At 63.4% G+C, this 26,003-nt stretch carries 27 protein-coding genes, 1 other RNA gene and 1 pseudogene; 14 read left to right on the top strand and 15 right to left on the bottom strand.

Features of this window, described 5'->3' with window-relative positions; translation table 11 throughout:
- Window positions 1-8 precede the first annotated feature (8 nt).
- Both QCE62_RS02065 and QCE62_RS02060 read left to right on the top strand, forming a co-directional pair.
- A complete protein-coding gene (locus QCE62_RS02065) occupies window positions 9-329 on the top strand; it encodes an NAD(P) transhydrogenase subunit alpha (protein ID WP_106854767.1) in 321 nt (106 codons plus the stop codon).
- The gene (locus QCE62_RS02060) at window positions 330-1,772 is read left to right on the top strand and encodes an NAD(P)(+) transhydrogenase (Re/Si-specific) subunit beta (RefSeq protein WP_309913741.1); all 1,443 of its coding nucleotides are present in this window, start codon (window positions 330-332) and stop codon (window positions 1,770-1,772) included.
- A gap of 91 nt (window positions 1,773-1,863) precedes the next feature.
- Here the strand turns inward: QCE62_RS02060 and QCE62_RS02055 are convergent, their stop codons facing one another.
- Both QCE62_RS02055 and QCE62_RS02050 read right to left on the bottom strand, forming a co-directional pair.
- On the bottom strand, window positions 1,864-2,463 hold the full coding sequence (locus QCE62_RS02055) for a hypothetical protein (protein WP_309913739.1): 600 nt from the start codon (window positions 2,461-2,463) through the stop codon (window positions 1,864-1,866).
- A gap of 13 nt (window positions 2,464-2,476) precedes the next feature.
- Window positions 2,477-2,857 (bottom strand): hypothetical protein, encoded by a 381-nt coding sequence (locus tag QCE62_RS02050; RefSeq protein ID WP_309913736.1) that lies wholly within the window; start codon window positions 2,855-2,857, stop codon window positions 2,477-2,479.
- Between the two features lie 245 nt (window positions 2,858-3,102).
- Between QCE62_RS02050 and QCE62_RS02045 the strand changes: the two genes are divergently transcribed.
- The 9 genes and pseudogenes from QCE62_RS02045 (at window position 3,103) to ruvB (ending at window position 12,645) form a co-directional block, all read left to right on the top strand.
- On the top strand, window positions 3,103-4,407 hold the full coding sequence (locus QCE62_RS02045; protein ID WP_309913734.1) for a class I SAM-dependent RNA methyltransferase: 1,305 nt from the start codon (window positions 3,103-3,105) through the stop codon (window positions 4,405-4,407).
- Between the two features lie 81 nt (window positions 4,408-4,488).
- A complete protein-coding gene (locus QCE62_RS02040) occupies window positions 4,489-5,877 on the top strand; it encodes an aminopeptidase P N-terminal domain-containing protein (RefSeq protein WP_309913731.1) in 1,389 nt (462 codons plus the stop codon).
- Between the two features lie 12 nt (window positions 5,878-5,889).
- On the top strand, window positions 5,890-7,098 hold the full coding sequence (locus QCE62_RS02035; protein WP_309913728.1) for a UbiH/UbiF/VisC/COQ6 family ubiquinone biosynthesis hydroxylase: 1,209 nt from the start codon (window positions 5,890-5,892) through the stop codon (window positions 7,096-7,098).
- A gap of 215 nt (window positions 7,099-7,313) precedes the next feature.
- Window positions 7,314-8,408: pseudogene (dusB, locus tag QCE62_RS02030) on the top strand (tRNA dihydrouridine synthase DusB).
- Complete coding sequence (locus QCE62_RS02025) at window positions 8,405-8,638, top strand: Fis family transcriptional regulator (RefSeq protein ID WP_008351548.1); 234 nt, start codon at window positions 8,405-8,407, stop codon at window positions 8,636-8,638. The pseudogene dusB and the gene QCE62_RS02025 overlap by 4 nt, the downstream one beginning before the upstream one ends.
- Before the next feature lie 64 nt (window positions 8,639-8,702).
- Complete coding sequence (gene purH, locus QCE62_RS02020) at window positions 8,703-10,268, top strand: bifunctional phosphoribosylaminoimidazolecarboxamide formyltransferase/IMP cyclohydrolase (RefSeq protein WP_309913725.1); 1,566 nt, start codon at window positions 8,703-8,705, stop codon at window positions 10,266-10,268.
- A 101-nt stretch (window positions 10,269-10,369) separates the two neighbouring features.
- Window positions 10,370-10,912, top strand: coding sequence for a crossover junction endodeoxyribonuclease RuvC (ruvC, locus tag QCE62_RS02015; protein WP_309913722.1), 543 nt, complete (start codon window positions 10,370-10,372; stop codon window positions 10,910-10,912).
- A 24-nt stretch (window positions 10,913-10,936) separates the two neighbouring features.
- Entirely contained in the window at window positions 10,937-11,518 is a 582-nt protein-coding gene (gene ruvA, locus QCE62_RS02010; RefSeq protein WP_309913719.1) for a Holliday junction branch migration protein RuvA, read from the top strand.
- Between the two features lie 65 nt (window positions 11,519-11,583).
- Window positions 11,584-12,645, top strand: coding sequence for a Holliday junction branch migration DNA helicase RuvB (gene ruvB / locus QCE62_RS02005; protein WP_309913717.1), 1,062 nt, complete (start codon window positions 11,584-11,586; stop codon window positions 12,643-12,645).
- Here ruvB and QCE62_RS02000 read toward each other — a convergent pair.
- Genes QCE62_RS02000 through tyrS form a run of 3 tightly spaced genes read right to left on the bottom strand, consistent with a single transcriptional unit; the run spans window position 12,642 to window position 15,025 of the window.
- Window positions 12,642-13,292 carry a histidine phosphatase family protein gene (locus QCE62_RS02000; protein WP_309913713.1) on the bottom strand — a complete coding sequence of 217 codons (651 nt, stop codon included), beginning with the start codon at window positions 13,290-13,292 and terminating at the stop codon, window positions 12,642-12,644. The two genes, ruvB and QCE62_RS02000, sit on opposite strands and share 4 nt — an antisense overlap.
- Window positions 13,293-13,305: 13 nt before the next feature.
- Complete coding sequence (dtd, locus tag QCE62_RS01995) at window positions 13,306-13,764, bottom strand: D-aminoacyl-tRNA deacylase (RefSeq protein WP_309913711.1); 459 nt, start codon at window positions 13,762-13,764, stop codon at window positions 13,306-13,308.
- A gap of 4 nt (window positions 13,765-13,768) precedes the next feature.
- Window positions 13,769-15,025, bottom strand: a complete 1,257-nt coding sequence (gene tyrS, locus QCE62_RS01990; RefSeq protein WP_309913708.1) for a tyrosine--tRNA ligase — start codon at window positions 15,023-15,025, stop codon at window positions 13,769-13,771.
- Between the two features lie 382 nt (window positions 15,026-15,407).
- Here tyrS and QCE62_RS01985 point away from each other — a divergent pair, with 382 nt between their 5' ends.
- Window positions 15,408-16,538 (top strand): anhydro-N-acetylmuramic acid kinase, encoded by a 1,131-nt coding sequence (locus QCE62_RS01985; protein WP_309919545.1) that lies wholly within the window; start codon window positions 15,408-15,410, stop codon window positions 16,536-16,538.
- 67 nt (window positions 16,539-16,605) lie between these two features.
- Here QCE62_RS01985 and erpA read toward each other — a convergent pair whose 3' ends face one another.
- The 3 genes from erpA to rplM form a co-directional block, all read right to left on the bottom strand.
- Window positions 16,606-16,971 carry an iron-sulfur cluster insertion protein ErpA gene (erpA, locus tag QCE62_RS01980; RefSeq protein WP_309807205.1) on the bottom strand — a complete coding sequence of 122 codons (366 nt, stop codon included), beginning with the start codon at window positions 16,969-16,971 and terminating at the stop codon, window positions 16,606-16,608.
- A gap of 215 nt (window positions 16,972-17,186) precedes the next feature.
- On the bottom strand, window positions 17,187-17,579 hold the full coding sequence (gene rpsI / locus QCE62_RS01975) for a 30S ribosomal protein S9 (RefSeq protein WP_035497678.1): 393 nt from the start codon (window positions 17,577-17,579) through the stop codon (window positions 17,187-17,189).
- A gap of 11 nt (window positions 17,580-17,590) precedes the next feature.
- Complete coding sequence (gene rplM / locus QCE62_RS01970) at window positions 17,591-18,019, bottom strand: 50S ribosomal protein L13 (protein ID WP_016344249.1); 429 nt, start codon at window positions 18,017-18,019, stop codon at window positions 17,591-17,593.
- A 643-nt stretch (window positions 18,020-18,662) separates the two neighbouring features.
- Between rplM and QCE62_RS01965 the strand changes: the two genes are divergently transcribed.
- Entirely contained in the window at window positions 18,663-19,088 is a 426-nt protein-coding gene (locus QCE62_RS01965) for an OsmC family protein (protein WP_309913705.1), read from the top strand.
- A gap of 72 nt (window positions 19,089-19,160) precedes the next feature.
- On the opposite strand, the gene rnpB is transcribed toward QCE62_RS01965, so the two are convergent.
- The 3 genes from rnpB to pyrC all read right to left on the bottom strand — a co-directional run bounded on the left by rnpB (window position 19,161) and on the right by pyrC (window position 21,490).
- An RNA gene (rnpB, locus tag QCE62_RS01960) (RNase P RNA component class A) lies at window positions 19,161-19,573 on the bottom strand.
- Window positions 19,574-19,596: 23 nt separating this feature from the next.
- Window positions 19,597-20,409: a DUF3025 domain-containing protein gene (locus QCE62_RS01955; RefSeq protein WP_309913703.1), complete on the bottom strand. Its 813-nt coding sequence runs from the start codon at window positions 20,407-20,409 to the stop codon at window positions 19,597-19,599.
- A 10-nt stretch (window positions 20,410-20,419) separates the two neighbouring features.
- Window positions 20,420-21,490, bottom strand: a complete 1,071-nt coding sequence (gene pyrC, locus QCE62_RS01950) for a dihydroorotase (protein WP_309913701.1) — start codon at window positions 21,488-21,490, stop codon at window positions 20,420-20,422.
- A gap of 186 nt (window positions 21,491-21,676) precedes the next feature.
- Here pyrC and QCE62_RS01945 point away from each other — a divergent pair, with 186 nt between their 5' ends.
- A complete protein-coding gene (locus tag QCE62_RS01945; protein ID WP_309913697.1) occupies window positions 21,677-22,579 on the top strand; it encodes a class II glutamine amidotransferase in 903 nt (300 codons plus the stop codon).
- 51 nt (window positions 22,580-22,630) lie between these two features.
- On the opposite strand, the gene QCE62_RS01940 is transcribed toward QCE62_RS01945, so the two are convergent.
- The 4 genes from QCE62_RS01940 to QCE62_RS01925 all read right to left on the bottom strand — a co-directional run bounded on the left by QCE62_RS01940 (window position 22,631) and on the right by QCE62_RS01925 (window position 25,729).
- On the bottom strand, window positions 22,631-23,356 hold the full coding sequence (locus QCE62_RS01940; RefSeq protein ID WP_309807198.1) for an amino acid ABC transporter ATP-binding protein: 726 nt from the start codon (window positions 23,354-23,356) through the stop codon (window positions 22,631-22,633).
- Entirely contained in the window at window positions 23,353-24,027 is a 675-nt protein-coding gene (gene gltK, locus QCE62_RS01935; RefSeq protein ID WP_309807197.1) for a glutamate/aspartate ABC transporter permease GltK, read from the bottom strand. The genes QCE62_RS01940 and gltK overlap by 4 nt, the downstream gene beginning before the upstream one ends.
- Window positions 24,027-24,767, bottom strand: a complete 741-nt coding sequence (locus QCE62_RS01930; protein ID WP_309807196.1) for an amino acid ABC transporter permease — start codon at window positions 24,765-24,767, stop codon at window positions 24,027-24,029. The genes gltK and QCE62_RS01930 overlap by 1 nt, the downstream gene beginning before the upstream one ends.
- Window positions 24,768-24,835: 68 nt before the next feature.
- Window positions 24,836-25,729, bottom strand: a complete 894-nt coding sequence (locus QCE62_RS01925) for a glutamate/aspartate ABC transporter substrate-binding protein (protein WP_309913693.1) — start codon at window positions 25,727-25,729, stop codon at window positions 24,836-24,838.
- Window positions 25,730-26,003: the final 274 nt, after the last annotated feature.

The raw sequence follows: 26,003 nt of genomic DNA, 5'->3' as shown, positions 1-26,003 counted from the left end.
AGACGAACATGGACGTCATCAATCACACGGTGATCAATCTCATCATCTTCGTGCTGGCCATCTACGTGGGCTACCACGTGGTGTGGAACGTCACGCCGGCGCTGCATACGCCGCTGATGGCCGTGACCAACGCGATCTCGGCGATCGTCATTGTCGGCGCGATGCTCGCGGTGGGCCTGACGGTCGGCGCGGCCGGCAAGTTCTTCGGCACGCTCGCGGTGCTGCTCGCGGCGGTGAACGTGTTCGGCGGCTTCCTCGTCACGCGGCGAATGCTCGAAATGTTCAAGAAGAAGGAGCCGAAGAAGATCACGCACAAGGAGGGCGCGTAAATGAGCATGAACGTCGTCACCCTCCTGTATCTCGTCGCCTCGGTGTGCTTCATCCAGGCGCTGAAAGGCTTGTCCAATCCGAAGACCGCGCGCATCGGCAACACGTTTGGCATGGCGGGCATGGCGATCGCCATTCTCACGACGCTCGCGCTGATCGTGAAACAGGCCGCCTTCCTCGAAGCGAATCTCGCGCTGGGCCTGTCGCTGCTGTTCGTCGCGCTGATCGTGGGCGGCGGCGCGGGCGCGTACATCGCGGCGAAGGTCGAGATGACGAAGATGCCCGAACTCGTCGCGGCCATGCACTCGCTGATCGGTCTGGCGGCGGTGTGCATTGCCTACGGCGTCGTCGCCGAGCCCGCCGCGTTCGGCCTCGCGCCGCTAGGCGAGCCGATTCCGTATGGCAATCGCGTCGAATTGTTCATTGGCACGTTCGTGGGCGCGATCACGTTCTCGGGTTCGGTCATCGCGTTCGGCAAGCTCTCGGGCAAGTACAAGTTCCGGCTGTTCCAGGGCGCGCCGGTGGTGTACTCGGGCCAGCATCTGATCAACCTGTTGCTGGCCATCGCGATGATCGGCTTCGGCGTGATCTTCATGCTCACCGAATCGTGGCTGCCGTTCATCATCATGACGCTCATCGCGTTCGCGCTGGGCGTGCTGATCATCATCCCGATCGGCGGCGCGGACATGCCAGTGGTGGTGTCGATGCTCAACTCATATTCGGGCTGGGCGGCGGCGGGCATCGGCTTCTCGCTGAACAATCCGATGCTGATCATCGCGGGCTCGCTGGTGGGATCGTCGGGCGCGATCCTGTCGTACATCATGTGCCGCGCGATGAACCGCTCGTTCTTCAACGTGATCCTGGGCGGCTTCGGCGGCGAGGCGGGCGGGGCCACGGTGGGCGGGGCGCAGGAGCAGCGGCCGGTGAAATCCGGTTCCGCCGATGACGCCGCGTTCATGCTCGGCAACGCGGAGAGCGTGGTGATCGTGCCGGGCTACGGTCTGGCGGTGGCGCGCGCGCAGCATGCGCTGAAGGAACTGACGGACAAGCTGGTCGAGAAGGGTATCGACGTGCGCTATGCGATTCATCCGGTCGCGGGGCGCATGCCGGGGCACATGAACGTGCTGCTGGCGGAGGCCGAGGTGCCTTACGAGATGGTCCACGAGATGGAGGACATCAACAGCGAGTTCGGACAGACGGACGTAGTGCTGGTGCTGGGGGCGAACGACGTGGTGAATCCGGCCGCGAAGACCGATCCGAAATCCGTGATCGCAGGGATGCCGATTCTGGAAGCGTACAAGGCCCGGACGATCATCGTGAACAAGCGCTCGATGGCGGCGGGCTATGCTGGCCTGGATAACGAGCTGTTCTACATGGACAAGACGATGATGGTGTTCGGCGACGCGAAGAAGGTGGTGGAAGACATGATGAAGGCGGTGGAGTGATGTCTGCTGCCGGCTGAGGATGCATGCCGGAGTCGTGACGGGGGCCCGCGGAAATGCGGGCCCTTTTTGTTGGAGCGGGGCGGACGAGCAATCAGGATGCGGGCTTGCAGGTACCTCCGATTCGCTGCTGCCTGCCCAGGCGATACGAATATTCCTCGACCAGATCCTTCCTGAAGAACCACTCGGCGACGGCGCGCCTCGACCATTGGAACGCGCCCTTGTGCAGCGAGCGAAGCAATGTACAGATCGTCGTGAGGTACACCATCACGGAGTAGATCGAGACCATGAGAAGCGAGCCATTGATCATGTACCTCAACATGATGTCGAATGCGCGCCTGCGGTAATCGACGACAAACCCCTTGAGCGCTTCGTCCTCAACGTCCAACTGCTGCTCGAGGCCGGTTCTCATTGCGCTGAACAGTGGGGGATTGGCTCGAATCCGGATCTCCAGATACAGAAACGGGATCAACGAAAACGCCTCGGTAGACCGCAGGTAGCCGTTGGCGAGTCGGCGCAGCCGCGCGTACAGCGGACTGTTCAGGTCCCAGCCGCGCAGCAAGTACGTTTCGCGCAGTTCGTCGCGCAAGTCGAAAAGCTGGTCCCGGTAATGATCGAGAATGCTTCTCCGCAACGCGTAGTGCCACACGCTCATGAACAGCAGCAAGCCCAATCCAAGCAGGAACATTTGCATCGTCATCACCTTTCTATCGGATGGGCGTCTCGCCCGTTGCAGTCAACCCGCTGCTTGAGTGGCAGGGATCATCACACTCCAGTTGCCGCCGACTCTCGCCAAGCTTGCGGATTGCTCGTTTCTTGCCGGTGCGTTCGAAAAACCAGCCAACTCCGGTCATGGCAGCAACCAGATAACCCATCAGGCTCCCGAGATGCATGTGTTCCACGACGCGAGCAAGCGCCTTCAGCGACTCGGGATTGGCCGTGGAAATGTTCTCGATCCCGGCGAACATCAGGCGCGCGCACCAAATCAGGCCGATCACGGTGATGATATGTCTCGCCAAACCTAACCACTCCCGGAGGTTCACTGAACTGAGCGTGAGCCGCTGGAGTTCCAGTTCATGCTTGTTCAAGTGGACGTCCCTCTCAACGGCAAACAAGCTGACTGCTTCAATGTAGAAACTGACATTGAGCGTGGTTCAATTCGGGTTGACTGCTGTCTTCGCATGGCTACTCTCTTCGGTTGAGTTTGCAAATCCCCGCCCCCAAGCGATCCCGACAATATCCCTCCGCGCACCCGCCCCACAAGTCACTTAGTCCGAATTGCAAGACGGCCAGCGTACAATGCGCGGTTTGAATGATCGATACCGCTGCCCTCATGTCCTCCCCTCTCTTCGACTGGTTCGTCCCCTGCCCGCGCGGTCTTGAAGCACCGCTTGCCGCCGAGCTCACGGAGATCGGGGAACGGCATGTTTCCGCTGCGCCGCTCTCGGGCGGCGGCGAGTTGACCGTCGGCGCTCAGGTGCCGGGCGGTGTGCACTTTCGCGGCGGCTGGGTTGCCGGCATGGCCGCGAACCTGCACTCGCGCATTGCCAGCCGCGTGCTGCTGAAGGTCGCACAAGGCCCGTATCGCAACGAACACGACATCTACGAGCTGACGCACCGGCAGCGCTGGGAGAACTGGTTCACGCCGAGCCAGACCATGCGTGTGGATCTCACCGCCATCAAGTCGCCGGTGAAGAGCCTCGAATTCACCACGCTGCGCGTGAAGGACGCCGTCTGCGACCGCCTGCGCGACGTGGCGGGCGCGCGCCCCAGCATCGATACCGCGCAGCCGGACGTGCGCGTGTTCGCGTTCCTCACGCTGAACGAATGCACGCTGTATCTCGACACCTCGGGCGAGCCGCTCTTCAAACGCGGCTGGCGGCTCGACAAGGGCGCGGCGCCGCTGCGTGAAAACCTCGCGGCGGGCATTCTGCGCCTGACCGGCTGGACGCCGGGCACGCCGCTCTTCGATCCGATGTGCGGCAGCGGCACGTTCCTCGCCGAAGCGGCGCAAACCGCGCTCGGCATTGCGCCGGGCAGCGAGCGGCGCTTCGGCTTCGAGAAGCTCAAGCCCTTCCACCCGGGCATGTGGCAGAAGCTCAAGCAGGCCGCAACCGAACAACGCCGCGCCGCGCGCGCCTCACAAAGCGAGCTGACCATCTTCGGCAGCGACATTTCCGGCGACATGCTCGAGAAGGCGCGCGCCAACCTGAGCCGCGCGGGCGTCTCCAACCTGTCGCTCAAGCAGGTGGATGCCCGCAACATGGTGCCGCCGACCGATGCGCCCGGCATTCTGCTCGCCAACCCGCCGTACGGCGAGCGTATCGAAGTGCGCGGCCGCGGTCCGCGCGGCGAGATTCGCGAGACGCCGCGCAACCGCCGCGACGAGGAAGACACGTTCGCACGCGCTCAGCCGGATCCCGCGGACACCGAGTTCTTCATCAACTTCGGCAACGCGCTCAAGCAGCGCTTTCCCGGCTGGCGCGCCTATGTGCTCACGTCCGACCGCAAGCTGCCCGGCCTGCTGCGCCTGCGCGAATCGACCAAGACGCCGCTCTTCAACGGCGCGCTCGAATGCCGCCTGTTCCGGTTCGACCTGATTGCCGGAAGCGTGCGCAACCGTCCCGCTGACGAGTAAGCATGCCCTGCCGCTTCGCGACGGCGCAATAGGCCGAATGGCCGAGTCACGCCGGCGCGAAGCCGGCGCTACAATCGGCGCATGAACTCACTCACCGAACTCGTCCAGCCCATTGCCGTCGGCGTGTATCGCGCCCGTCGCGAGCGCGTGCTTGCCGCGTTGCGCGCGCAAGGCGGCGGCGTCGCCATCCTGCCCACGGCGCCGGAAGTCATGCGCAATCGCGACACGGACTACCCGTTCCGTCACGACAGCTACTTCTACTATCTGACAGGCTTCAACGAACCCGAGGCAGTCCTCGTGCTCGACGCGGACGCGCAGGACGGCGAGCCCGCATCCATCCTGTTCTGCCGCGAAAAAAACGCCGAGCGGGAAACCTGGGAAGGCTTCCGCTTCGGCCCCGAAGGCGCGCTTGAAGCGTTCGGTCTGGACGCCGCGCTGCCGGTCGCCGCACTGGACGACGAGATGCCGCGCCTGATCGCGGACTCCCCCGCGCTGCACTACGCGCTCGGCACCTCGGCGGAACTGGACGCGCAAGTGCGCGGCTGGCTCGCAGCAGTCCGCGCGCAGGGCCGCAGCGGCGTGCGCGCCCCGGCAACCGTGCACCATCTGCTGCCGCTGCTCGACGAAATGCGCCTCGTCAAGGACGAGCATGAAATCGGCATCATGCGTCGCGCCGCGTCCATCTCCGCTGAAGCGCATCGCCGAGCCATGCAAGCGTGCCGTCCCGGCATGCGTGAATTCGAGATCGAGGCCGAACTGCTCTACACGTTCCGCCGCCATGGCGCACAGGCGCCGGCGTATGGCTCGATCGTCGCCGCGGGTGCGAACGCCTGCGTGCTGCATTACCCTGCGGGCAACGCCATTGCGCGCGAGGGCGATCTCATCCTGATCGACGCAGCCTGCGAACTCGACGGCTACGCATCCGACATCACGCGCACCTTTCCCGCCGGCGGCCGCTTCACGCCGGCGCAGCGTGAGCTCTACGACATCGTGCTCGCCGCGCAAGCCGCCGCCGTCGAGGCCACGCGTCCCGGCGTGAGTTTCGACGCACCGCACCAGGCCGCGCTCAAAGTCCTGTCGCAAGGGCTGCTCGACACCGGCATTCTCGACAAGACGAAGGTCGGCACGCTCGACGACGTCCTCGCCCAACGCGCCTATGCGCCCTTCTACATGCATCGCACGGGGCACTGGATCGGCATGGACGTGCATGACGCGGGCGAGTATCGCGAGGCCGGCGGTCCGCTCGACGAGCAAGGCGCGCGGCCCTGGCGCACGCTGTTGCCCGGCATGGCGCTCACGATCGAGCCGGGACTCTACGTGCGCGCGTCCGCCGACGTGCCCGAGCGCTACTGGGACATCGGCATCCGCATCGAGGACGACGCCATCCTGACGGACACCGGCTGCGAGCTGATCACGCGCGATGTGCCGGTCGCCGCCGATGAAATCGAAGCGCTGATGCGCGCATCCTGACCCGAATCGGCCATGAGCGATATTCAAGCCGTCACACCGCATTTCGACTACGACATCGCCATCGTCGGCGCGGGGCCGGTCGGGCTCGCGCTCGCGGGCTGGCTCGCGCGACGCAGCGCAACCTCACGGCTGTCGATCGCGCTGATCGATGCCCGCACGCCCGAAGCCGCCGTCCAGGATCCGCGCTCGCTCGCGCTGTCGCACGGCAGCCGTGTCATGCTCCAGCCGCTCGGCTTCCCCGGCGACGCCACGCCCATCCGCCGTATTCATGTGTCGCAGCGCGGGCATTTCGGCCGCACGCTGATCGAGCATGACGAGCACGAACTCCCCGAACTCGGTTACGTGGTGCGCTACGGTTCGCTGGTCAGCGCGCTGGCGGCCGCGGTGCGCGCCACGCCCGTCCACTGGCTCACCGACACCGCCGCGCTCGCGCCGCTTCAGGACAACGACGGCATCACCCTGCCGCTGCAAACGGCCGACGGCGAACGCAAGATCCGCGTGAAAGTGCTGGTCAACGCCGAAGGCGGGCTTTATCAGAAGAACGAGAAGACGAGCGAAATCAGCACACCCGGCGAGCGTCGGGCGCGCGACTATGGCCAGACGGCCATCGTCGGGACGGTGAGCGTGTCGGATCCGCGCCCGAACGTCGCGTGGGAACGCTTCACCAACGAAGGCCCCATCGCGTTGCTGCCGTGTGGCGGCCCGCGCCACGCAGACTACTCGCTGGTCTGGTGCTGCACGCCGGAGGAAGCCGCGCGCCGCATGCAACTCGACGAGGCCAGCTTCCTCACGGAACTCGGCGCGGCCTTCGGTACGCGCATGGGCCGGTTCACGCGCATCGCGAGCCGTGCCGCGTTTCCGCTCGGACTGTCGGCGCTGGAGGTCTTGGTCGACCAACGCACCGTCGCCATCGGCAACGCGGCGCAGACGCTGCATCCGGTCGCGGGGCAAGGGCTGAATCTTGGTCTGCGCGACGCGCTCGCGCTCACCGACGCGCTCTCCGCCGACGGCCCGCGCCCGCTCGCCCTCGCCCGCTTCGCGCAGCGCCGCGCGCTCGACCGGCGTCTGACCATCGGCGCCACCGACACCCTCGCGCGCCTCTTCACGTCCGACTTCGCGCCGCTTGCGGCCATGCGCGGGCTCGCGCTCACCGCGCTCGAATTTCTGCCGCCGGTAAAAACTGCGCTCGCCCGCCAGATGATGTTTGGTCAGCGCCGCTAGCCTGTCCGAAGGCAATCGCTTGCGTCATGCGATCAACTTATCCTCTATGAACGCGCGTTCTTTCATAGAAGATTTAATGACTTGCACGCGATTGCCCTTAATTTCAGCACGCGCTTCGCGTTAAAATACGCGTTTCCCTTCTGTGACATTGCCTCCGCCAGACGCGTTTGCGGCCGCCATCGGCCGGACTCTGCCATGCGGATGCCCGAGCCTTCATGCCCACCATCGGTTCACACGTTCTGCGCAACAACCTGTTCGTCGCCCCGATGGCAGGCGTCACCGACCGCCCGTTCCGCCAGCTCTGCAAGCGCATGGGGGCGGGCTATGCGGTGTCGGAGATGGTCGCGTCGAACGCGCAGCTGTGGAAAAGCGAAAAGACCATGCGCCGCGCCAACCACGCGGGCGAGGTCGAACCCATCTCCGTACAGATCGCCGGCGCTGATCCCCAGATGCTCGCCGAGGCCGCGCGACACAATGTCGCGAACGGCGCGCAGATCATCGACATCAACATGGGCTGCCCGGCCAAGAAGGTCTGCAACGTGGCCGCGGGCTCCGCGCTGCTGCAGAACGAACCGCTGGTCGCGCGCATCGTGGAAGCCGTCGTGCAGGCGGTCGGCGTGGGGCCCGGCGCCGTGCCCGTCACGCTCAAGATCCGCACCGGCTGGAATCGCGACAACAAGAACGCGCTGACCATTGCGCGGATCGCGCAGGACGCGGGCATCGCCATGCTCACCGTGCACGGCCGCACCCGCGCCGATCTGTACAAGGGCGATGCGTAATATGAAACCTTCGCCGCCGTGACGGCCGCGGTGAAGAGCCGGGTGGTCGCCAACGGCGACATCGCCACGCCCGAGAAAGCCCGCCACGTGCTTGCCGTGACCGGCGCCGACGCCATCATGATCGGTCGCGCCGCGCAAGGCCGCCCGTGGCTGTTTCGCGAAATCGAACATTTCCTGAAGACCGGCGAGCACATGCCGCCGCCGCGCATCGTCGAGATCCAGCAGGTGATGAACGAGCACCTCGAAGATCACTACGCCTTTTATGGGGAATTCACGGGCGTTCGGACGGCGCGCAAGCATATCGGCTGGTACACTCGCGGCCTTTCCGGCGCCAACACCTTTCGGCACCGGATGAATACGCTGGACACGACCAAAGAACAATTGCTCGCAGTCAACGAATTCTTCGACGCGCAAAAGGCGTTGTCCGACCGTCTCGTCTATGTGGACGAGGCCGGGGAAGCGGACGGCGCAGCCGAAGAAGAATCGTGCGGCGGGCTCAACAACACGACAGACCGACTGATTGCCGCATGAGCAGACATAACATCGAACAATGCGTCCGCCAGAGCCTCGACAACTATTTTCAGGACCTGGACGGCTCCAATCCGCACGACGTCTACGACATGGTGATCTCGTGCGTGGAAAAACCGATGCTGGAAGTGGTGCTCGAGCAGGCCGGGGGAAACCAGTCGCTGGCGGCTGAGTATCTCGGCATCAACCGCAACACGCTCCGCAAGAAGCTGCAACAGCACGGATTGATTTGATTCTTCGGACCGAGGCGCCGCCTCGGTCCGGCCTGGTTCTTTTTTCTCGGTTTCAGTGTTCATCATGATCAAGCAAGCGCTCCTTTCCGTCTCCGACAAATCCGGCATCGTCGATTTCGCGAAATCGCTGTCGGCGCTCGGCGTCAAGCTCCTCTCGACCGGCGGCACGGCGAAACTGCTCGCCGACGCGGGCCTGCCCGTCACCGAGGTCGCCGACTACACCGGTTTCCCGGAAATGCTCGACGGACGCGTGAAGACGCTGCATCCGAAAGTGCATGGCGGCATCCTCGCCCGTCGCGATCTGCCCGAGCACATGGCCGCGCTGGAGCAGCACGAGATCCCGACTATCGATCTGCTGGTCGTGAACCTGTATCCGTTCGTGCAGACGGTCTCGAAGGAAGAGTGCTCGCTGGAAGACGCGATCGAGAACATCGACATCGGCGGGCCGACCATGCTGCGCTCGGCGGCGAAGAATCATCGCGACGTGACGGTCGTCGTCGATCCGGCCGACTACGCCACCGTGCTCGAGGAAATGCGCGCGAACGGCAACAGCGTCGGCTACACGACCAACTTCCGTCTCGCCACCAAGGTGTTCGCGCATACCGCGCGGTATGACGGCGCCATCACGAACTACCTGACGAGCCTGACCGAAGAGCTGAAGCATTCGAGCCGCAACACGTACCCGGCCACCTTCAACCTCGCATTCGAGAAGGTGCAGGACCTGCGCTACGGCGAGAACCCGCACCAGAGCGCCGCGTTCTACCGCGATCTGTCGGTTCCAGCCGGTGCGCTCGCCAACTACACGCAGTTGCAGGGCAAGGAACTGTCGTACAACAACATCGCGGATTCGGACGCGGCGTGGGAATGCGTGAAGACCTTCGACGCGCCCGCCTGCGTGATCATCAAGCACGCGAACCCGTGCGGCGTGGCGCTCGGCGCGGACGCGAACGAAGCGTATGCAAAGGCGTTCCAGACGGATCCGACCTCGGCGTTCGGCGGCATCATCGCGTTCAATCGCGAAGTCGACGAAGCGGCAGCCCAGGCGGTCGCGAAGCAGTTCGTCGAAGTGCTGATCGCGCCGTCGTTCAGCGACGCGGCGCGCGCCGTGTTCGCCGCGAAACAGAACGTGCGCCTGTTGCAGATCGCGCTCGGCGACGGTCACAACACGTTCGATCTGAAGCGTGTTGGCGGCGGTCTGCTGGTGCAGTCGCTGGACGCGAAGAACGTGCAGCCGCATGAACTGCGCGTGGTGACGAAGCGCCACCCGACGCCGAAGGAAATGGACGACCTGATGTTTGCGTGGCGCGTCGCGAAGTTCGTCAAGTCGAACGCCATCGTGTTTTGCGCGAACGGCATGACCATGGGCGTCGGCGCGGGCCAGATGAGCCGCGTGGACTCGGCGCGCATCGCGGGCATCAAGGCGCAGAACGCCGGCCTGACGCTGAACGGCTCGGCCGTGGCGTCGGATGCGTTCTTCCCGTTCCGCGACGGCCTCGACGTGGTCGTGAATGCGGGCGCAACCTGCGTGATCCAGCCGGGCGGCTCGATGCGCGATGACGAAGTGATCGCCGCCGCCGACGAGCACAACATTGCGATGATCCTCACCGGCACGCGTCATTTCCGTCATTAAATCCGGACGCTTCCATTAAGATGGGCCTGTTTGCGCAACACACGGCGCAAACAGGCCTTTTTGATATCGACTACCCGGTCGACGACCCGCATCGCGAACGAATGAGAATCCTAGGCATCGACCCCGGCTTGCGCGTGACCGGCTTCGGCATCATCGAGAAGCACGGACATACGCTCAGCTACGTGACGAGCGGCGTCATCAAGACCGCCGATGCCGACCTGCCCTCGCGCCTGAACACCATTTTCAGCGGCATCTCGACGCTCATCGCGCAGCACAATCCGGATCAGGCGGCCGTCGAGAAGGTCTTCGTCAACGTCAATCCGCAATCCACGCTGCTGCTGGGCCAGGCGCGCGGCGCCGCGATCTGCGGACTGGTGGCGGGCGGCGTGCCAGTCGCCGAATACACGGCGCTGCAACTGAAACAGGCCGTGGTCGGCTACGGCCGCGCGACCAAGGAACAAATGCAGCAGATGGTCGTGCGCCTGCTGAGCCTCTCCGGCATGCCGGGCACCGATGCCGCCGACGCGCTCGGCATGGCCATCTGCCACGCGCACGGCGGCGGCGGGCTCGCGACGCTGGGCGAGATTGCGCCGGGGCTCGCGAAAAAAGGCCTCCGTGTCCGTCGCGGGCGGCTCATTGGCTAGAACACTTCACACGCATATAAATCCATGATCGGTCGCATCGCCGGCGTTCTGCTGGAAAAAAATCCGCCGCATTTGCTCGTCGACTGCAATGGCGTCGGCTATGAAATCGACGTGCCGATGAGCACGTTCTACAACCTGCCGAACACCGGCGAAAAGGTCGTGTTGCTCACGCAAATGATCGTCCGCGAAGACGCGCATCTGCTGTACGGCTTTCTCACGGCGCAGGAGCGCTCGACCTTCCGTGAATTGCTGAAGATCAGCGGCATTGGCGCACGCATGGCGCTGGCCGTGCTGTCCGGCATGAGCGTGCACGAACTCTCGCAGACCGTGACGACCCAGGACGCCGCGCGCCTGACGCGCGTGCCGGGCATCGGCAAGAAAACTGCCGAGCGCCTGCTGCTCGAACTGAAAGGCAAGCTCGGCGCCGATCTCGGCGCGATGGCGAGCGCCGCTTCGCAGTCGGATCACGCGTCGGACATTCTCAATGCGCTGCTCGCGCTCGGTTATTCCGAGAAGGAAGCGCTCGCCGCCATCAAGAACGTGCCGGCCGGAACGGGTGTGTCGGAAGGCATCAAGCTGGCGTTGAAGGCGCTGTCGAAGGCGTAAAAGCGGGATTCTCCTAGGCCATCCGGCCAGCTTCGCCGCGCAAAAGCTCGCTGTACAATCGGACCATGATCGAAACCGACAAACTCGCCGCCGAACGCGTCATCTCGGCCTCGCCCGTCTCGCCCAACGAGGAAGCATTCGAGCGCGCTTTGCGCCCGCACAAGCTGGACGAATACATCGGGCAGGAAAAGGCGCGCGGGCAGCTCGAAATCTTCATCGAAGCCGCCAAGCGGCGTTCCGAAGCGCTCGATCACGTGCTGTTGTTCGGGCCGCCGGGCCTCGGGAAGACCACGCTTGCGCACATCATCGCGCGGGAAATGGGCGTGAATCTGCGGCAGACCTCGGGGCCGGTGCTGGAGCGCGCGGGCGACCTCGCGGCGCTGCTCACGAATCTCGAAGCCAATGACGTGCTGTTCATCGACGAAATTCACCGGCTGTCGCCGGTCGTCGAGGAAATCCTGTATCCGGCGCTGGAGGATTACCAGATCGACATCATGATCGGCGAAGGTCCGGCCGCGCGCAGCGTGAAGCTGGACTTGCAGCCGTTCACGCTGGTCGGCGCAACCACGCGCGCGGGCATGTTGACGAATCCGTTGCGCGACCGGTTCGGCATTGTGTCGCGGCTGGAGTTTTATAACGCGAACGAGTTGGCGCGCATCGTCGCGCGCTCGGCGTCGCTGCTGAAGGCGGATATCGTCAATGAAGGCGCGTTCGAAATCGCCAAGCGCTCGCGCGGCACGCCGCGGATTGCCAACCGCCTGCTGCGGCGCGTGCGAGATTACGCGGAAGTGAAAGCGGACGGCATGATCACCGCCGACGTCGCCGACAAAGCCCTGAAGATGCTCGACGTCGATCCGGTCGGCTTCGACCTGATGGACCGCAAGCTGCTCGAAGCGATCCTGCACAAGTTCGACGGCGGTCCGGTCGGGGTGGACAATCTGGCGGCGGCCATCGGCGAAGAGCGTGACACCATCGAGGACGTGCTGGAGCCTTATTTGATCCAGCAAGGCTTCCTGCAGCGTACGCCGCGCGGACGCGTCGCCACGATGCTCACGTATCGCCACTTCGGGCTCGTCGCGCCCGACGCCGGTCCGGTGCGCGACATGTGGGACGCCAATAACGGCTAGGCGCGTTTGCGGAGGTTGTCGTCGTCGGTATCGGTGGAAAGGTGCGCGACGTCACCCCACGAAACCACGGTAGCGCCGTCCGCGCCGTAATCCACGATGTTGATGCTGCAATTGAGCAGCGGCCAGTTGCGCGGCTCCTGCAACGGCAGTTTCATCGCGAACCGGTAGATGCAGTCCAGCACGCCGCCGTGCGCGACCACCGCAATCCGGCCGCCCGCGTGCGCAGCGACGATCGGCTCCATCGCATGCACCACGCGGTGATAGAACACGCGCTGCGATTCGCCGTCGCCGGGCGGCGAGAAGCCCGGATCGCGCGTCTGCCATTCGATATATTCGGCGGGGAATTTCTCGTTGATCTCGTCGCTGTCGTGCGCCTGGAACGCGCCGAAGAAACGCTCGCGCAGTCCTTCCGACAAACGTATTTCGAGTCCAAGCGCATCGGCAAAAGGATGCGCGGTCTGGCGCGCGCGTTGCAGATCGCTCGAATAGACGGCATCGAGTCGCCCTTCACGGGCAAGCCGCGCGCCCAGTTGCTCCGCCTGCTGCACACCATGCGCCGACAGCGGAATATCGACGTGTCCCTGAATGCGTTTGAGGCGATTCCAATCGGTTTCGCCGTGTCGAATGAAGAGGACCTGCGTCGTCATAGGCTTCCTGATATCAGGGCCGCACTTGCAGCCAGAAGGTGACCGGACCGTCGTTGACGAGCGACACCTGCATCTCGGCGCCGAATTCGCCCGTCTCGACGATCGGATGCTTCGCGCGCGCCTGCGCCACGAAGTAGTCGAAGAGCCGCTTGCCTTCGTCCGGAGGCGCGGCCGGCGTGAAGCTCGGGCGCAGGCCGCTCGAAGTATCGGCGGCCAGCGTGAATTGCGATACCAGCAACACGCCGCCCGCACGCCCCGCGCCATCCATGTTGGACACCGGCAGATTCATCTTGCCGGCGGCATCGCTGAACACGCGATACGCCAGCATCTTCGCGAGGAGTTTGTCCGCGGCGGCTTCGTTGTCGCCGCGCTCGGCGCAGACCAGCGCGAGCAGGCCCGCTTCGATCGCGCCCGTCACGCGTTCGTTCACGCGCACGTCGGCGCGCCGGACCCGCTGGATCAGCGCGATCATCGGCTCAGGCGGTCAGCGTGACGCGCGCAAAGCGGCGCTTGCCCACCTGCACGATGAACTCGCCCGCTTCGATCTTCACGGCCTTGTCGGAGACGGTCGTACCGTCGATCTTCACGCCGCCCTGCTCGATATTGCGCAGGGCTTCGCTGGTCGACGGCACGAGGCCCGCCTGCTTGAGCAGCTGACCAATGGCAAGCGGCGCGCCCGCGAGCGTGATGCTCGGAATGTCGTCCGGCACGCCGCCCTTCGCGCGATGATTGAAGTCGTCGAGCGCACGCTCGGCATCCGCCTGCGAATGAAAGCGCGAGACGATTTCCTGCGCCAGCATCACCTTGAAGTCGCGCGGATTGCGGCCGCCGTCGGCTTCGCGCTTGTAGCCTTCGATCTCGTTCATCGGCCGGAACGACAGCAGCTCGAAGTAACGCCACATCAGCACGTCCGAGATGCTCATCAGCTTGCCGAACATGTCGGTGGGCTTCTCGCTGATGCCGATGTAGTTGTTCTTCGATTTCGACATCTTCTCGACGCCGTCGAGACCTTCGAGCAGCGGCATCGTCAGGATGCACTGCTGTTCCTGGCCATATTGCTTTTGCAGTTCACGGCCGACGAGCAAGTTGAACTTCTGGTCCGTGCCGCCGAGTTCGAGATCCGCATTCAGCGCGACGGAGTCGTAGCCCTGCATCAGCGGGTAGAGGAATTCGTGGATCGAGATGGGCACGCCGCCCTGGAAACGCCTGGTGAAGTCTTCGCGCTCCAGGATGCGTGCGACCGTGTAGCGCGAGGCCAGCTTGATCATGCCGTCGGCGCCGAGCGGCATCGACCATTCGCTGTTGTAGCGGATCTCGGTCTTGTCGCGGTCCAGGACGAGCGCCGCCTGTTCGAAATAGGTTTTCGCGTTGGTCTCGATCTGTTCGCGCGTGAGCGGCGGACGCGTGGCATTGCGGCCGGACGGATCGCCGATCAGCGAAGTGAAGTCGCCGATCAGGAAGATCACCTGATGGCCGAGATCCTGCAGCTGGCGCATCTTGTTCAATACGACCGTATGGCCGATGTGGATGTCCGGCGCTGTCGGGTCGAGGCCCAGCTTGATGCGCAGCGGCTTGCCCGTCGCGGCGCTCCTCGCGAGCTTCTGCGCGAATTCGTCTTCGATCAGCAGTTCGTCGCAGCCACGCTTCGCGATGGCGAGCGCGCTCTTCACTTCGTCGGTAATCGGAAAGCGCTGGGCGGCAGGCGCGGAGGAAGCGTTGGAGTCTGTGGTCATGCTTGCGGCTTGTGAAGTCAAAAGGTTCGATGGCTGGCGTCGGCGGCGTCTCGTGCGCGCTTGGCCGCGGTCCGGGCTGGCCGGATGGGTCGCCGCGTCGGATCGCGGCGCGCGCGGCGAATGACGGAATCGCGCGCATTGAATGCTTCAAGCCGGCAATTTTACGCGATCAGGCGGCTATTCGTGCCGCTTCGGATGGATTTGCACCGTTCAAGGGCGGCCTGCCGCACTTCCAGACGCGGCCCGCATGTGCCGCACGAGACAGATCGTTTCAGACGCATCTTAACGATTCGGTCCTTAACCCGGATAATCGCCGCTGGATCGAGGAATCCGGCGGCATCGCATCGACGAGGAGAACAGCGTGGGAAAGAAAACCGAAGCAATCGAAACCGGCAAGGCGGATGGCGTGTACTTCGGCTTGATGTCCGGCACCAGCATGGATGGCGTCGACGGCGTGGCCGTGCAGTTTGCCACCGGCAAGCCGCCGGTCGTGCTCGGCGAGGCGCACGTGTCGTTTTCGAAAGGCTTGCGGGACGCACTCTTCGCGTTGCAAGCGCCCGGCGAGAACGAGATCGAACGCGAAGCCCTCGCCGCCAACGCGCTCGCGACACGCTATGCCGTGTGCTGCCATGAACTGCAGAGCATGAGCGGGTTCTCGGCGGCGAAGGTGCGCGCCATTGGGGTGCATGGGCAGACGGTGCGACATCGGCCGGAGAAGGGTTACACGCGGCAGATCAACAACCCGGCGCTGCTGGCGGAGATGACCAGCATCGATGTCGTCGCGGATTTTCGCAGCCGCGATGTCGCCGCCGGCGGTCAGGGCGCGCCGCTCGTGCCGGCCTTTCACGCGACGGTGTTCGGCGCGAGGAACGAGACGCGGGTGGTATGCAACCTGGGCGGCATCAGCAATATCACGATCCTCGCGGCCAGCGGCGAAGTGCGCGGCTTCGACTGCGGGCCGGCGAATGCGCTGATCGACGAATGGACGCTGCGTCACTTGAAAAAGCCCTACGACGAGGGCGGGCAATTCGCGGCACAGGGGCAGGTGAACGCGGCATTGCTGAACGCGCTCCTCGACGAACCGTTCTTCGATCTTTCGCCGCCCAAGAGCACCGGACGCGATCTGTTCAATCCCGCGTGGATGGACGCGAAGCTCGGCGCGTTCGCGCAACTCGCGCCCGCCGATGTCCAGGCGACCCTCACTGCGCTCACCGCAACGACGGTTGCCCGCGAGATTGCCCGGCATGCATCGGACAGCCGCGCGGTTTATGTCTGCGGCGGCGGCGCGCGCAATCCGGTCTTGCTGAAGATGCTCCAGCAGGCGCTGGAAGACGGCGGCGTGAACGGCGTGCCCGTGATGACGACCGATGCGCTTGGCGTGCCGCCGCAGCAGGTGGAGGCGCTGGCCTTCGCCTGGCTTGCGATGCGCTGTGTCGCGCGTGAGCCGGGCAATCTTCCGGCGGTGACGGGTGCGGCGGGTGAGCGGGTGCTCGGCGCGATCTATCCGCACTGACGGCGGCGCCGAAACAAAAAAACGGAGCCCGCACAGGCTCCGTTTTTTCATGCAAGTTTCTGTGCGCTCAGACCGAGAACGAAGATCCGCAACCGCAGGTGGTCGAGGCGTTCGGGTTCTTGATGACGAACTGCGCGCCGTTGATATCGTCCTTGTAGTCGATCTCCGCGCCGACCAGATACTGATAGCTCATCGAGTCGATCAGCAACTGCACGCCGCCCTTTTCCGTCACGGTGTCGTCTTCGTTCACGGTTTCATCGAACGTGAAACCGTACTGGAAACCGGAGCATCCGCCGCCCTGCACGAACACGCGCAGTTTCAGGTCCGGATTGCCTTCTTCATCGATCAATTGCTTGACCTTGTCCGCCGCTGCGTCGGTGAAGACGAATGGCAACGGCATTTCGGTCGTGGGGGTGTCGCTGACAGCGCTCATTCGAACTCTCCAATTAAGCTTCTAACCGCTATTGTAGGGCTGATCTCGATATCGTGCCGAAAGCCCATGAAATCAATGGGCTGGTTCAAATTTCGACAGCCTGCCCCGACGTGCGCCGAAAAAAGAAAAAGCCGCCGGCACAGCAGTGCGGGCGGCCTTTGCAGCAGCTTCGCAGCAAGGCCGAAAATCGGCCCCCGATGCGAAACCCCGAGCGCTTAACGCTTCGAGAATTGCTTCCGGCGACGTGCCTTGTGGAAACCGACCTTCTTACGTTCCACTTCACGTGCGTCACGGGTGACGAAGCCAGCGTTCGACAGTTGCGACTTGAGCGTTGCGTCGTAGTCCATCAGCGCGCGGGTGATGCCGTGGCGAACCGCACCGGCTTGACCCGTCTCACCGCCGCCGTTCACGTTGACCTTGATGTCGAACGTGGTGCCGTGGTTCGTGAGTTCGAGCGGCTGACGCACGATCATCAGCGACGTTTCACGCGAGAAGTAGTCGGCGATGGGCTTGCCATTGACGATGATCTCGCCCTTGCCCGACTTGATGAAGACGCGAGCGACGGCGCTCTTGCGGCGGCCCGTACCGTAGTTCCAGTTACCGATCATGTGGGCTCCCCTTAGATCTCGAGCGCTTTAGGCTGTTGAGCCGTATGCGGATGCGTTGCTTCGGCGTAGACCTTCAGCTTCTTGATCATCGCGTAGCCGAGCGGACCCTTCGGAAGCATGCCCTTGACGGCCTTCTCGAGCGCACGGCCCGGGAAGCGCTCTTGCATCTTGCCGAACGTCGTTTCGTAGATGCCGCCCGGGTAGCCCGAGTGACGATAGTACTTCTTGTCCGTGGTCTTGTTGCCGGTGACCTTCAGCTTGCCGGCATTGACGATGATGATGAAATCACCAGTGTCGACGTGCGGGGTGAACTCAGGCTTATGCTTGCCGCGAAGACGGCGTGCCACTTCGCTGGCGACACGGCCGAGAACCTTATCCGTCGCGTCAATCACGTACCATTCGCGCGTCACCTCTTCGGCTTTTGCGGAAAACGTCTTCATGATCGATCCAAAAAATTGAATTGCCCTTGAACTTTGCGTTGTTCGGCCCTGCTTATTGGGTGCGTTTGCGGGACGTTGATGCCCTCCCACGACGCGTGCAGGCTCTCACAAGCCTCTCTCCGCGGGCGTGTGGCGAAGAGAACTTTGAATTATATAGGGAAATCAGGCGTCGCGTCAAAGAGGCGGTCTTAACAAGCGCGCGTCGCGCGCAGAAGGCCGAAGAAACGGAGGTGCCGCGAAACCGAGGGACGAAAAAAAGCCCGGGCAACTGAGGCTCGGGCTTAATCCACCAAAGGAGGAGGTGGAGGAGACAGGAACGAGTATAGGCACGGCCATGCTGCAAAGCAAGAAGATTTGCATCATGAGATTTCATTTCATTATTTGAAATGAATAGCAGAATTGCATCAAGTCAGATTTCTCTCTCTACATCAACAACTTGACAGTGTCTCCGGCCCCGAAGAACGTGAAATTTCGCGCCTAGATCTTATCCTCGACTTGTTTTTTGCATCAGCATATCGCGTTCAACAGCGCCCTTTCCCGCCCGTCAACCCGGAAATGTGCGTAAGCCCCCCGCAGGCCGACCGCCGTGACCCGCTACAATGATTCCCTCTGTAACGAAGTGTTGAGCAGTTGGAGCCTGAGCATGGAATGCAAAGTGAGCTGGATGGGACAAGACGGCATGGCCTTCGCCGCCGAAACGGGCAGCGGCCACCTCGTGAACATGGACGGCGCGCCGGAAGGCGGCGGCCGCAATCTCGCGCCGCGGCCCATGGAAATCGTGTTGCTCGGCACCGGCGGCTGTACCGCCTATGACGTGGTGATGATCCTCAAAAAGAGCCGCCAGGAAATCCAGGACTGCTCGGTCACCCTCAAGGCCGACCGTGCCAGCGAAGATCCGAAGGTCTTCACGAAGATCCACTTCCACTTCACCGTGACCGGCAAGAACCTGAACCCGGCGACGGTCGAGCGCGCCATCAACCTGTCGCACGACAAGTACTGCTCGGCGTCGATCATGCTGGCGAAGAGCGGCACGGAACTGACGCATTCGTTCGACATCGTCGAAGCGTAGTCCCAGCCGGATCCGCAAGCGCAAACAAAAAGAGCCGACGTCGCGAGACGCCGGCTCTTTCCTTTTGAATGACGACAAAGCGGGCCGATAAGCCGGATTCTGTGCACGCACCGGCCGAAACCGGCGCACGTGGCAATCATTCCTCTAGACGCGCCATTGCTGACGCGCTCAAGCTTCCTACCCGCAGACGAACGGGGGCCCCGTCCTGCATCGCGAAGATGCTTGCCTGCCTATTTGGAATTGCTCCGGGTGGAGGTTACCGTGCCGGAACGCCTCGCGACGCCCGCGGTGCGCTCTTACCGCACCGTTTCACCCTTACCTGATCTCCGGACTCGCGTCCGAAGCCATCGGCGGTTTGCTTTCTGTTGCCCTGTTCCGCGTGTTGCCACGGATGGCCGTTAGCCATCACCCTGCCCTGTGGAGTCCGGACTTTCCTCGCCCTCTTCGACCGAAACCGTCGAGGCCGCGATTGCCTGGCCCGCTTTGCGGCACCGATTCTAACATCCGGCTAGCGCCGGATCGTCCGGCGTCCCGGCCGGAACACCGTGGAATCGTCGTAGAACGCGGCGTCCGCATTCGCCTCGCACCAACCCGGCACACCCAGCACCGGCAGCGGCGCAAAGACGCGGCTATCGAACGGCCCGGCGGCGATGCGCGCCGCAACGCTTTCGTCGATGAACGCGCGGCGGCCGTCATCGTCGAGGGAGAAATAGCGCGCCGGCACCTCGACGATCCACGCATGCCCCGTACACGCCTTGTACGGCGCGACGAGCTTCTCCAGCAACGCATGGCCGAAAATGCGCGCCTCGCAACGCGTGCCCCACGCCGCGCGCCCGGCGACGAACAGCGCGCGCCAGTCGAAGCCGCGCAGGGCATCGGTGAGCGCGGCATCGGCGGAGATGAAGAACACAGCGTTTTCGTCGAAGAGCGTCAGCGCATCCCGCACGGCGCCGCGCGTGGGCCCGATGCCGAGCGCCGCGATCTGCTCTGCCTGGCGCGCGTTGAGCGCCGCCTTGATGCGCGGATACGCGAACCACATCGACGCGTTGAAGAAATCGTGGAGGTTGTGGCGCGTGGGCACACAGCCGGTCTCGGCAATGTGACCTTCGTAGGACGCACCGGCCGGCAACGCGTCCTGCGCGATAAACGCGAGCCGTGCGCCGCGTCCCGTTACGTGCGTGGCATCGAATGCGTCCGCGTTCAGCACCGCGAGATAGTCGGCATGACCGGCAAGCGCCGCGGCCTGCCAGCGCCTGCCGCGCGCTTCGATGGACGCAAGCCATGGCCGCGTCCAGTCGATGTCAGCGAAACCGGCGCTCACACCCGACGCTTCAGCTTGCGTCCGCGAAGCGCCAGCCGATGGTTTCGCCGCCGCGCAACGGCACGATGGTCGCGTCGCCGGCGGTGAATTCCGCGGGCAGCGTCCACGTGCCGCGTTCCAGCGTCACGGTTTCCTTGCTGCGCGGCAGGCCGTAGAAGTCCGCGCCGTGGAAGCTCGCAAAGCCTTCGAGCTTATCGAGCGCGCCGGCCTTGTCGAAGCTCTCGGCATACAGTTCCAGCGCATGCAGCGCCGTGTAGCAGCCCGCGCAGCCGCAGGCATGCTCCTTCAGTCCCTTCGGATGCGGCGCGCTGTCCGTGCCGAGGAAGAAGCGCGGATTGCCCGACGTCGCCGCCTCGACCAGCGCGACGCGATGCGTCTCGCGCTTGAGCACCGGCAGGCAGAAGTAATGCGGCCGCATCCCGCCGACCAGCATGATATTGCGGTTGTACAGCAGGTGATGCGCAGTAATGGTTGCTCCGATGGGCCCCTCGGCCTCGCGCACATAGTCCGCCGCGTCCTTCGTCGTGATGTGCTCGAACACGACCTTGAGCGCGGGGAAATCGCGGCGCAGCGGCGTCATCACCCGGTCGATGAACACCTTCTCGCGGTCGAACACGTCGATGTCCCCATCGGTGACTTCGCCGTGAATCAGCAGCGGCATGCCGGTTTCCTGCATCGCCTCGATCGTCTTCGCGCACTTCGCGAGACTCGTGACGCCCGCGTCGGAGTTCGTGGTCGCGCCCGCCGGATACAGCTTGACGCCATGCACGAAGCCGCTCGCCTTTGCGCGGCGGATTTCGTCGGGCGGTGTGTTGTCGGTGAGATAGAGCGTCATCAGCGGCTCGAAACGCGCACCGGCGCCTTCTTTCGGCAGCGCCGCCAGAATGCGTTCGCGGTAAGCGCTCGCCAGTTCGGTCGTGGTGACCGGCGGCTTCAGGTTCGGCATGATGATCGCGCGGCCGAACTGCCTTGCCGTGTGCGGCAGCACGGCTGCGAGGGTGGCGCCGTCGCGCACGTGCAGGTGCCAATCGTCGGGGCGCGCGAGGGTGAGCGACTGAGGCGAGGAAGAGGTAGCGGACATGGCGAGATGACGGGGAACGTTGGAATGGCGCAAGCCACCCGAGCACAGGAAAAATCCGCCGTGGAAATTGCACAACGCGCGCGGTTATGAGCGGTTGGGCGATTTTTTCGCGCTTGCCTCGGTGATATGCTTGTCGGACGTATTGTAACAACCCGTTCAGGGCGACCGCCCGCCTGCCTCAGCGACATGTGCCAACTTCTCGGAATGAATTGCGCCGAACCCACGGACGTGACGTTCTCGTTCACCGGGTTTGCAGCGCGCGGCGGCGTAACCGATCATCACGCCGACGGCTGGGGCATCGCATTCTTCGAGGACAAGGCCTGCCGGCTGTTCATCGACCATCAGTCATCGGCCAGTTCGCCTCTGGCGGACATGGTCAAGCGCTATCCGATCAAGTCGAAGAACACCATCGCCCACATCCGCAAGGCGACGCAAGGGCACATCCTGCTGGAGAACTGCCATCCGTTCATGCGCGAACTGTGGGGCCGCCACTGGATCTTCGCGCACAACGGCGACCTGAAAGGCCATGCACCGGAACTGACCGGCGTCTATCAGCCGGTCGGCACCACGGATAGCGAACTCGCTTTCTGCGCGCTGCTGCAAGGCCTGCGCCGCCAATTCCCCTGCTCGCAGCCGCCGCTCGACGAACTGTTCGACGCCCTCGCCGAACTCACGCGCGACATCACGCAATACGGCGTGTTCAACTTCCTGATGTCGAACGGCCAGGCGCTGTTCTCGCACTGCTCCACCCATTTGTACTATCTGGTGCGCAGCTGGCCGTTCTCGACGGCGCATCTGATCGACGCCGACATGTCCATCGACTTCGCCAAGTACACGACGCCGGAAGATCGCGTGGCGGTGATCGCCACGTCCCCGCTCACCGACGACGAAATCTGGACCCGCTTCGCCCCCGGGGATCTCGCGATGTTCCAGTGCGGCGCGCTGGCGCGCACGGTGAACGTGCCGGTGCCGGAGGCGGTCGCGAAGAAGGCCGCCGAGCCGCTTGCGAAAGCCTGCGTCGGCTCGGCGCTGCAGATCGAGGAGATGCGCAGCACGGCCACGGTCGAATCGGAACTCGGGATCGAGTGAGATAAAAAACGGCGCTTCGAGAGCGCCGTTTTCATCATTACGCGGTCAAGCTCAATGCAGGATCTTCGCGAGGAAGTCTTTCGCGCGGTCCGACTTCGGATTCGCGAAGAACGCTTCCTTCTGGTCGTCCTCGACGATCAACCCGCGATCCATGAAGATCACGCGGTTCGCCACCTTCTTCGCAAAGCCCATTTCGTGCGTCACGCACATCATGGTCATGCCTTCCTGCGCGAGTTCGACCATCACGTCCAGCACTTCGTTGATCATCTCCGGATCGAGCGCGGAGGTGGGTTCGTCGAAGAGCATCGCAATCGGGTCCATCGACAGCGCGCGTGCAATCGCCACGCGCTGCTGCTGACCGCCCGACAACTGGCCCGGAAACTTGTCCGCATGCGCCCGCAGACCCACGCGGTCCAGCAGCTTCAGCCCCTTCTGCGTCGCTTCCTCGTTCGAGCGGCCGAGCACCTTGACCTGCGCAAGCGTCAGGTTCTGCGTGATGGTCAGGTGCGGGAACAGCTCGAAATGCTGGAACACCATGCCGACCTTCGAGCGCAGCTTCGACAGATTGGTCTTCTTGTCGGTGAGCGACTGGCCGTTGATCGTGATCTCGCCCTTCTGGAACGGTTCGAGACCGTTGACCGTCTTGATGAGCGTCGACTTGCCCGAGCCCGACGGACCGCACACCACGACCACTTCGCCCTTCTTCACTTCGGTGGTGCAGTCCGTCAGCACCTGAAACTGCCCGTACCACTTGGAAACATTCTTGATAGAGATCATCTTGCGACCTTTTTCTGAAGACTTTTGACGAGGGCCGACGCCACCACGCAAATCACGAAGTAGCAGGCGCCCGCGAACAGGATCATTTCGACGGACGTGCCGTCGCGGTCCCCGATGTTCGTGGCCGTGCGGAAGAAGTCCGCGAGGCTGATGACGTACACGAGCGACGTATCCTGGAACAGGACGATGGCCTGGGTAAGCAGCAGCGGGACCATCGCGCGGAAGGCCTGCGGCAGCACCACCAGCTTCATGGCCTGGCCGTAGGTCATGCCGAGCGCGAACGCGGCGTTCACCTGGCCGCGCGGCACCGCCTGGATGCCGGCGCGAATGATTTCCGAATAGTACGCGGCTTCGAACAGCGAGAACGCGACCATCGCCGAGGCGAGGCGGATGTCGATATCCGCCGACAACCCGAGCACGTTCTGCAGCAACTGCGGCACGATCAGGAAGAACCACAGCAGCACCATCACGAGCGGGATCGAGCGGAACAGCGTGACGTAGGCGCTCGCGAACCATTGCAGCGGTTTCACGCCCGAGAGCCGGAACAGCGCGAGCACCGTGCCCCAGATGATCCCGATCACGATCGCCAGCACCGTGATCTGCAGCGTGATCTTCGCGCCGGTCATCAGCGTCGGCCAGGACGCGAGGATGTCACTCCAGTTGTAATGCATTACTTGCCTCCGATGTAGCCGGGCAGGCGCGTTCTGGCTTCGAGCCAGCGCATCAGCTGCATCACGATCAGGTTGATGAGCATGTAGGCGATCGTCACCGCGATGAACGACTCATACGTCTGCGCCGTGTAGTCGACGAGCTGGCGCGCCTGCGCGGAGAGATCGAGCAGACCGATGGTCGAGGCCACCGCCGAGTTCTTGAACACGTTGAGGAACTCCGACGTGAGCGGCGGCACGATGATGCGGTACGCGACCGGCATCAGCACGTAGCGGTAGGTCTGCCATTCGGTGAAGCCCATCGCGAGGCCTGCGTTGCGCTGGCCGCGCGGCAACGCGTTGATGCCCGAGCGCACCTGTTCGCACACGCGCGCGCCGGTGAAGAGCCCGAGACAGATGATCGACGATGAAAAGAACTGCGCCGACGGCGGCAGTTGCTTGAACCAGTTGCCCCAGGACACGGGCAGCAGTTCCGGAATCACGAGATACCAGACGAAGAACTGCACGATCAGCGGGATATTGCGGAAGATCGCGACATAAACAGTGCCGATGGCCGCCAGCGTGCGGTTCGGGACCGTGCGCAGAATGCCGAACAGCGAGCCGACCACCAGCGCGATCACCCAGGCGGCGAGCGACACGGTAATCGTCACCCAGAAGCCGGAGATCAGCCAGCCGAGATAGGTCGTGGGCTCGCCGGTCGAAACGGGGCTCAGCAGTACGCCCCAGTTCCAGTGATAAGACATGGACTCACTCCAAAAAGAAACGGAAGAAGCAAGCTCCTTCCGTCTCGTTCGCTCCAAACTCGAACCGTTTAGTCGATTGCCTTGTCATTCGGGCTCTTGTAGAGAGCCTTGATGTCATCACTTTCCGGGAAGTTCAGGTTGAGGCCCTTCGGCGGGATCGGGCTTTCGAACCACTTCTTGTAGATCTTGTCGGCGTCGCCCGAGGTTTCGACCTTGGCGATGGCGTCGTCCACGACCTTCTTGAACTCCGGATCGTTCTTGCGGATCATGCAGCCGTACGCTTCATGCGATTGCGGCGCACCGACGATCACGAAATCGCCCGGGTTGTTCGACTTGGCGCGTTCGCCGGCGAGCAGCGCATCGTCCATCATGAAGGCCACCGCGCGGCCGGTCGACAGCGTCAGGAACGACTCGCCGTGATCCTTCGCGCTGATGATGTTCATGCCCATGTTCTTGTCCTGGTTCATCTTGCGAAGCAGGCGTTCGGACGTGGTGCCGGCGGTCGTCACGACAGTCTTGCCCTTCAGGTCGGCCCAGTCCTTCACGCCCGAATCCTTCTTGGTCATGAGACGCGTGCCGATCACGAAGATCGTGTTCGAGAAGGCCACTTGCTGCTGGCGTTCGGCGTTGTTCGTGGTCGAGCCGCACTCGATGTCCACCGTGCCGTTCTGCACGAGCGGAATGCGGTTCTGCGAGGTGATCGGCGTCAGCTTGACCTTCAGCTCGGACATGCCGAGCTTCGTCTTGACGGCTTCGACCACCTTGAGGGCGAATTCGTGGGAATAGCCGACGACTTGCTGCTTGTCGTCGTAGTACGAGAACGGAATGGACGATTCGCGATGCCCCAGCGAGATGACACCCGTGTCCTTGATCTTCTTCAGCGTGCCGGCATCTTGCGCGTAGGCGCCCGTTGCGATGAAACCGAGCGCGGCAACCAGCAGCGCAGCCTTTTTAATCTTCATGTGTTCGATCTCCTGTGGCGAAAAACCGGGCCAAGTTTAGCAGGGTAATTATTCTGAAAGAATGATTGTTAACCCACTCCGTCTTATTTTTAAGACGGATGGCCGCCCGATTGCGACGGCGCATGTTACTGGCGTTTTTTGACTAACGCATGGCGTGTTACATCTGCCGCGCCCGCCTGTAGTTTTCATGCAAATGCGTGCGGCATTCTGACGAATGCCGCACGCATGAATCAGTGAGCGAAACGCTGGTCCGCCTCCTGCAGACCGCTCACCC

The organism is Caballeronia sp. LZ033, assembly GCF_031451265.1.
Taxonomy (GTDB): domain Bacteria; phylum Pseudomonadota; class Gammaproteobacteria; order Burkholderiales; family Burkholderiaceae; genus Caballeronia.
The sequence above is the reverse complement of the archived record's forward strand: the minus strand, read 5'-3'. Positions and strand labels throughout refer to the sequence as shown.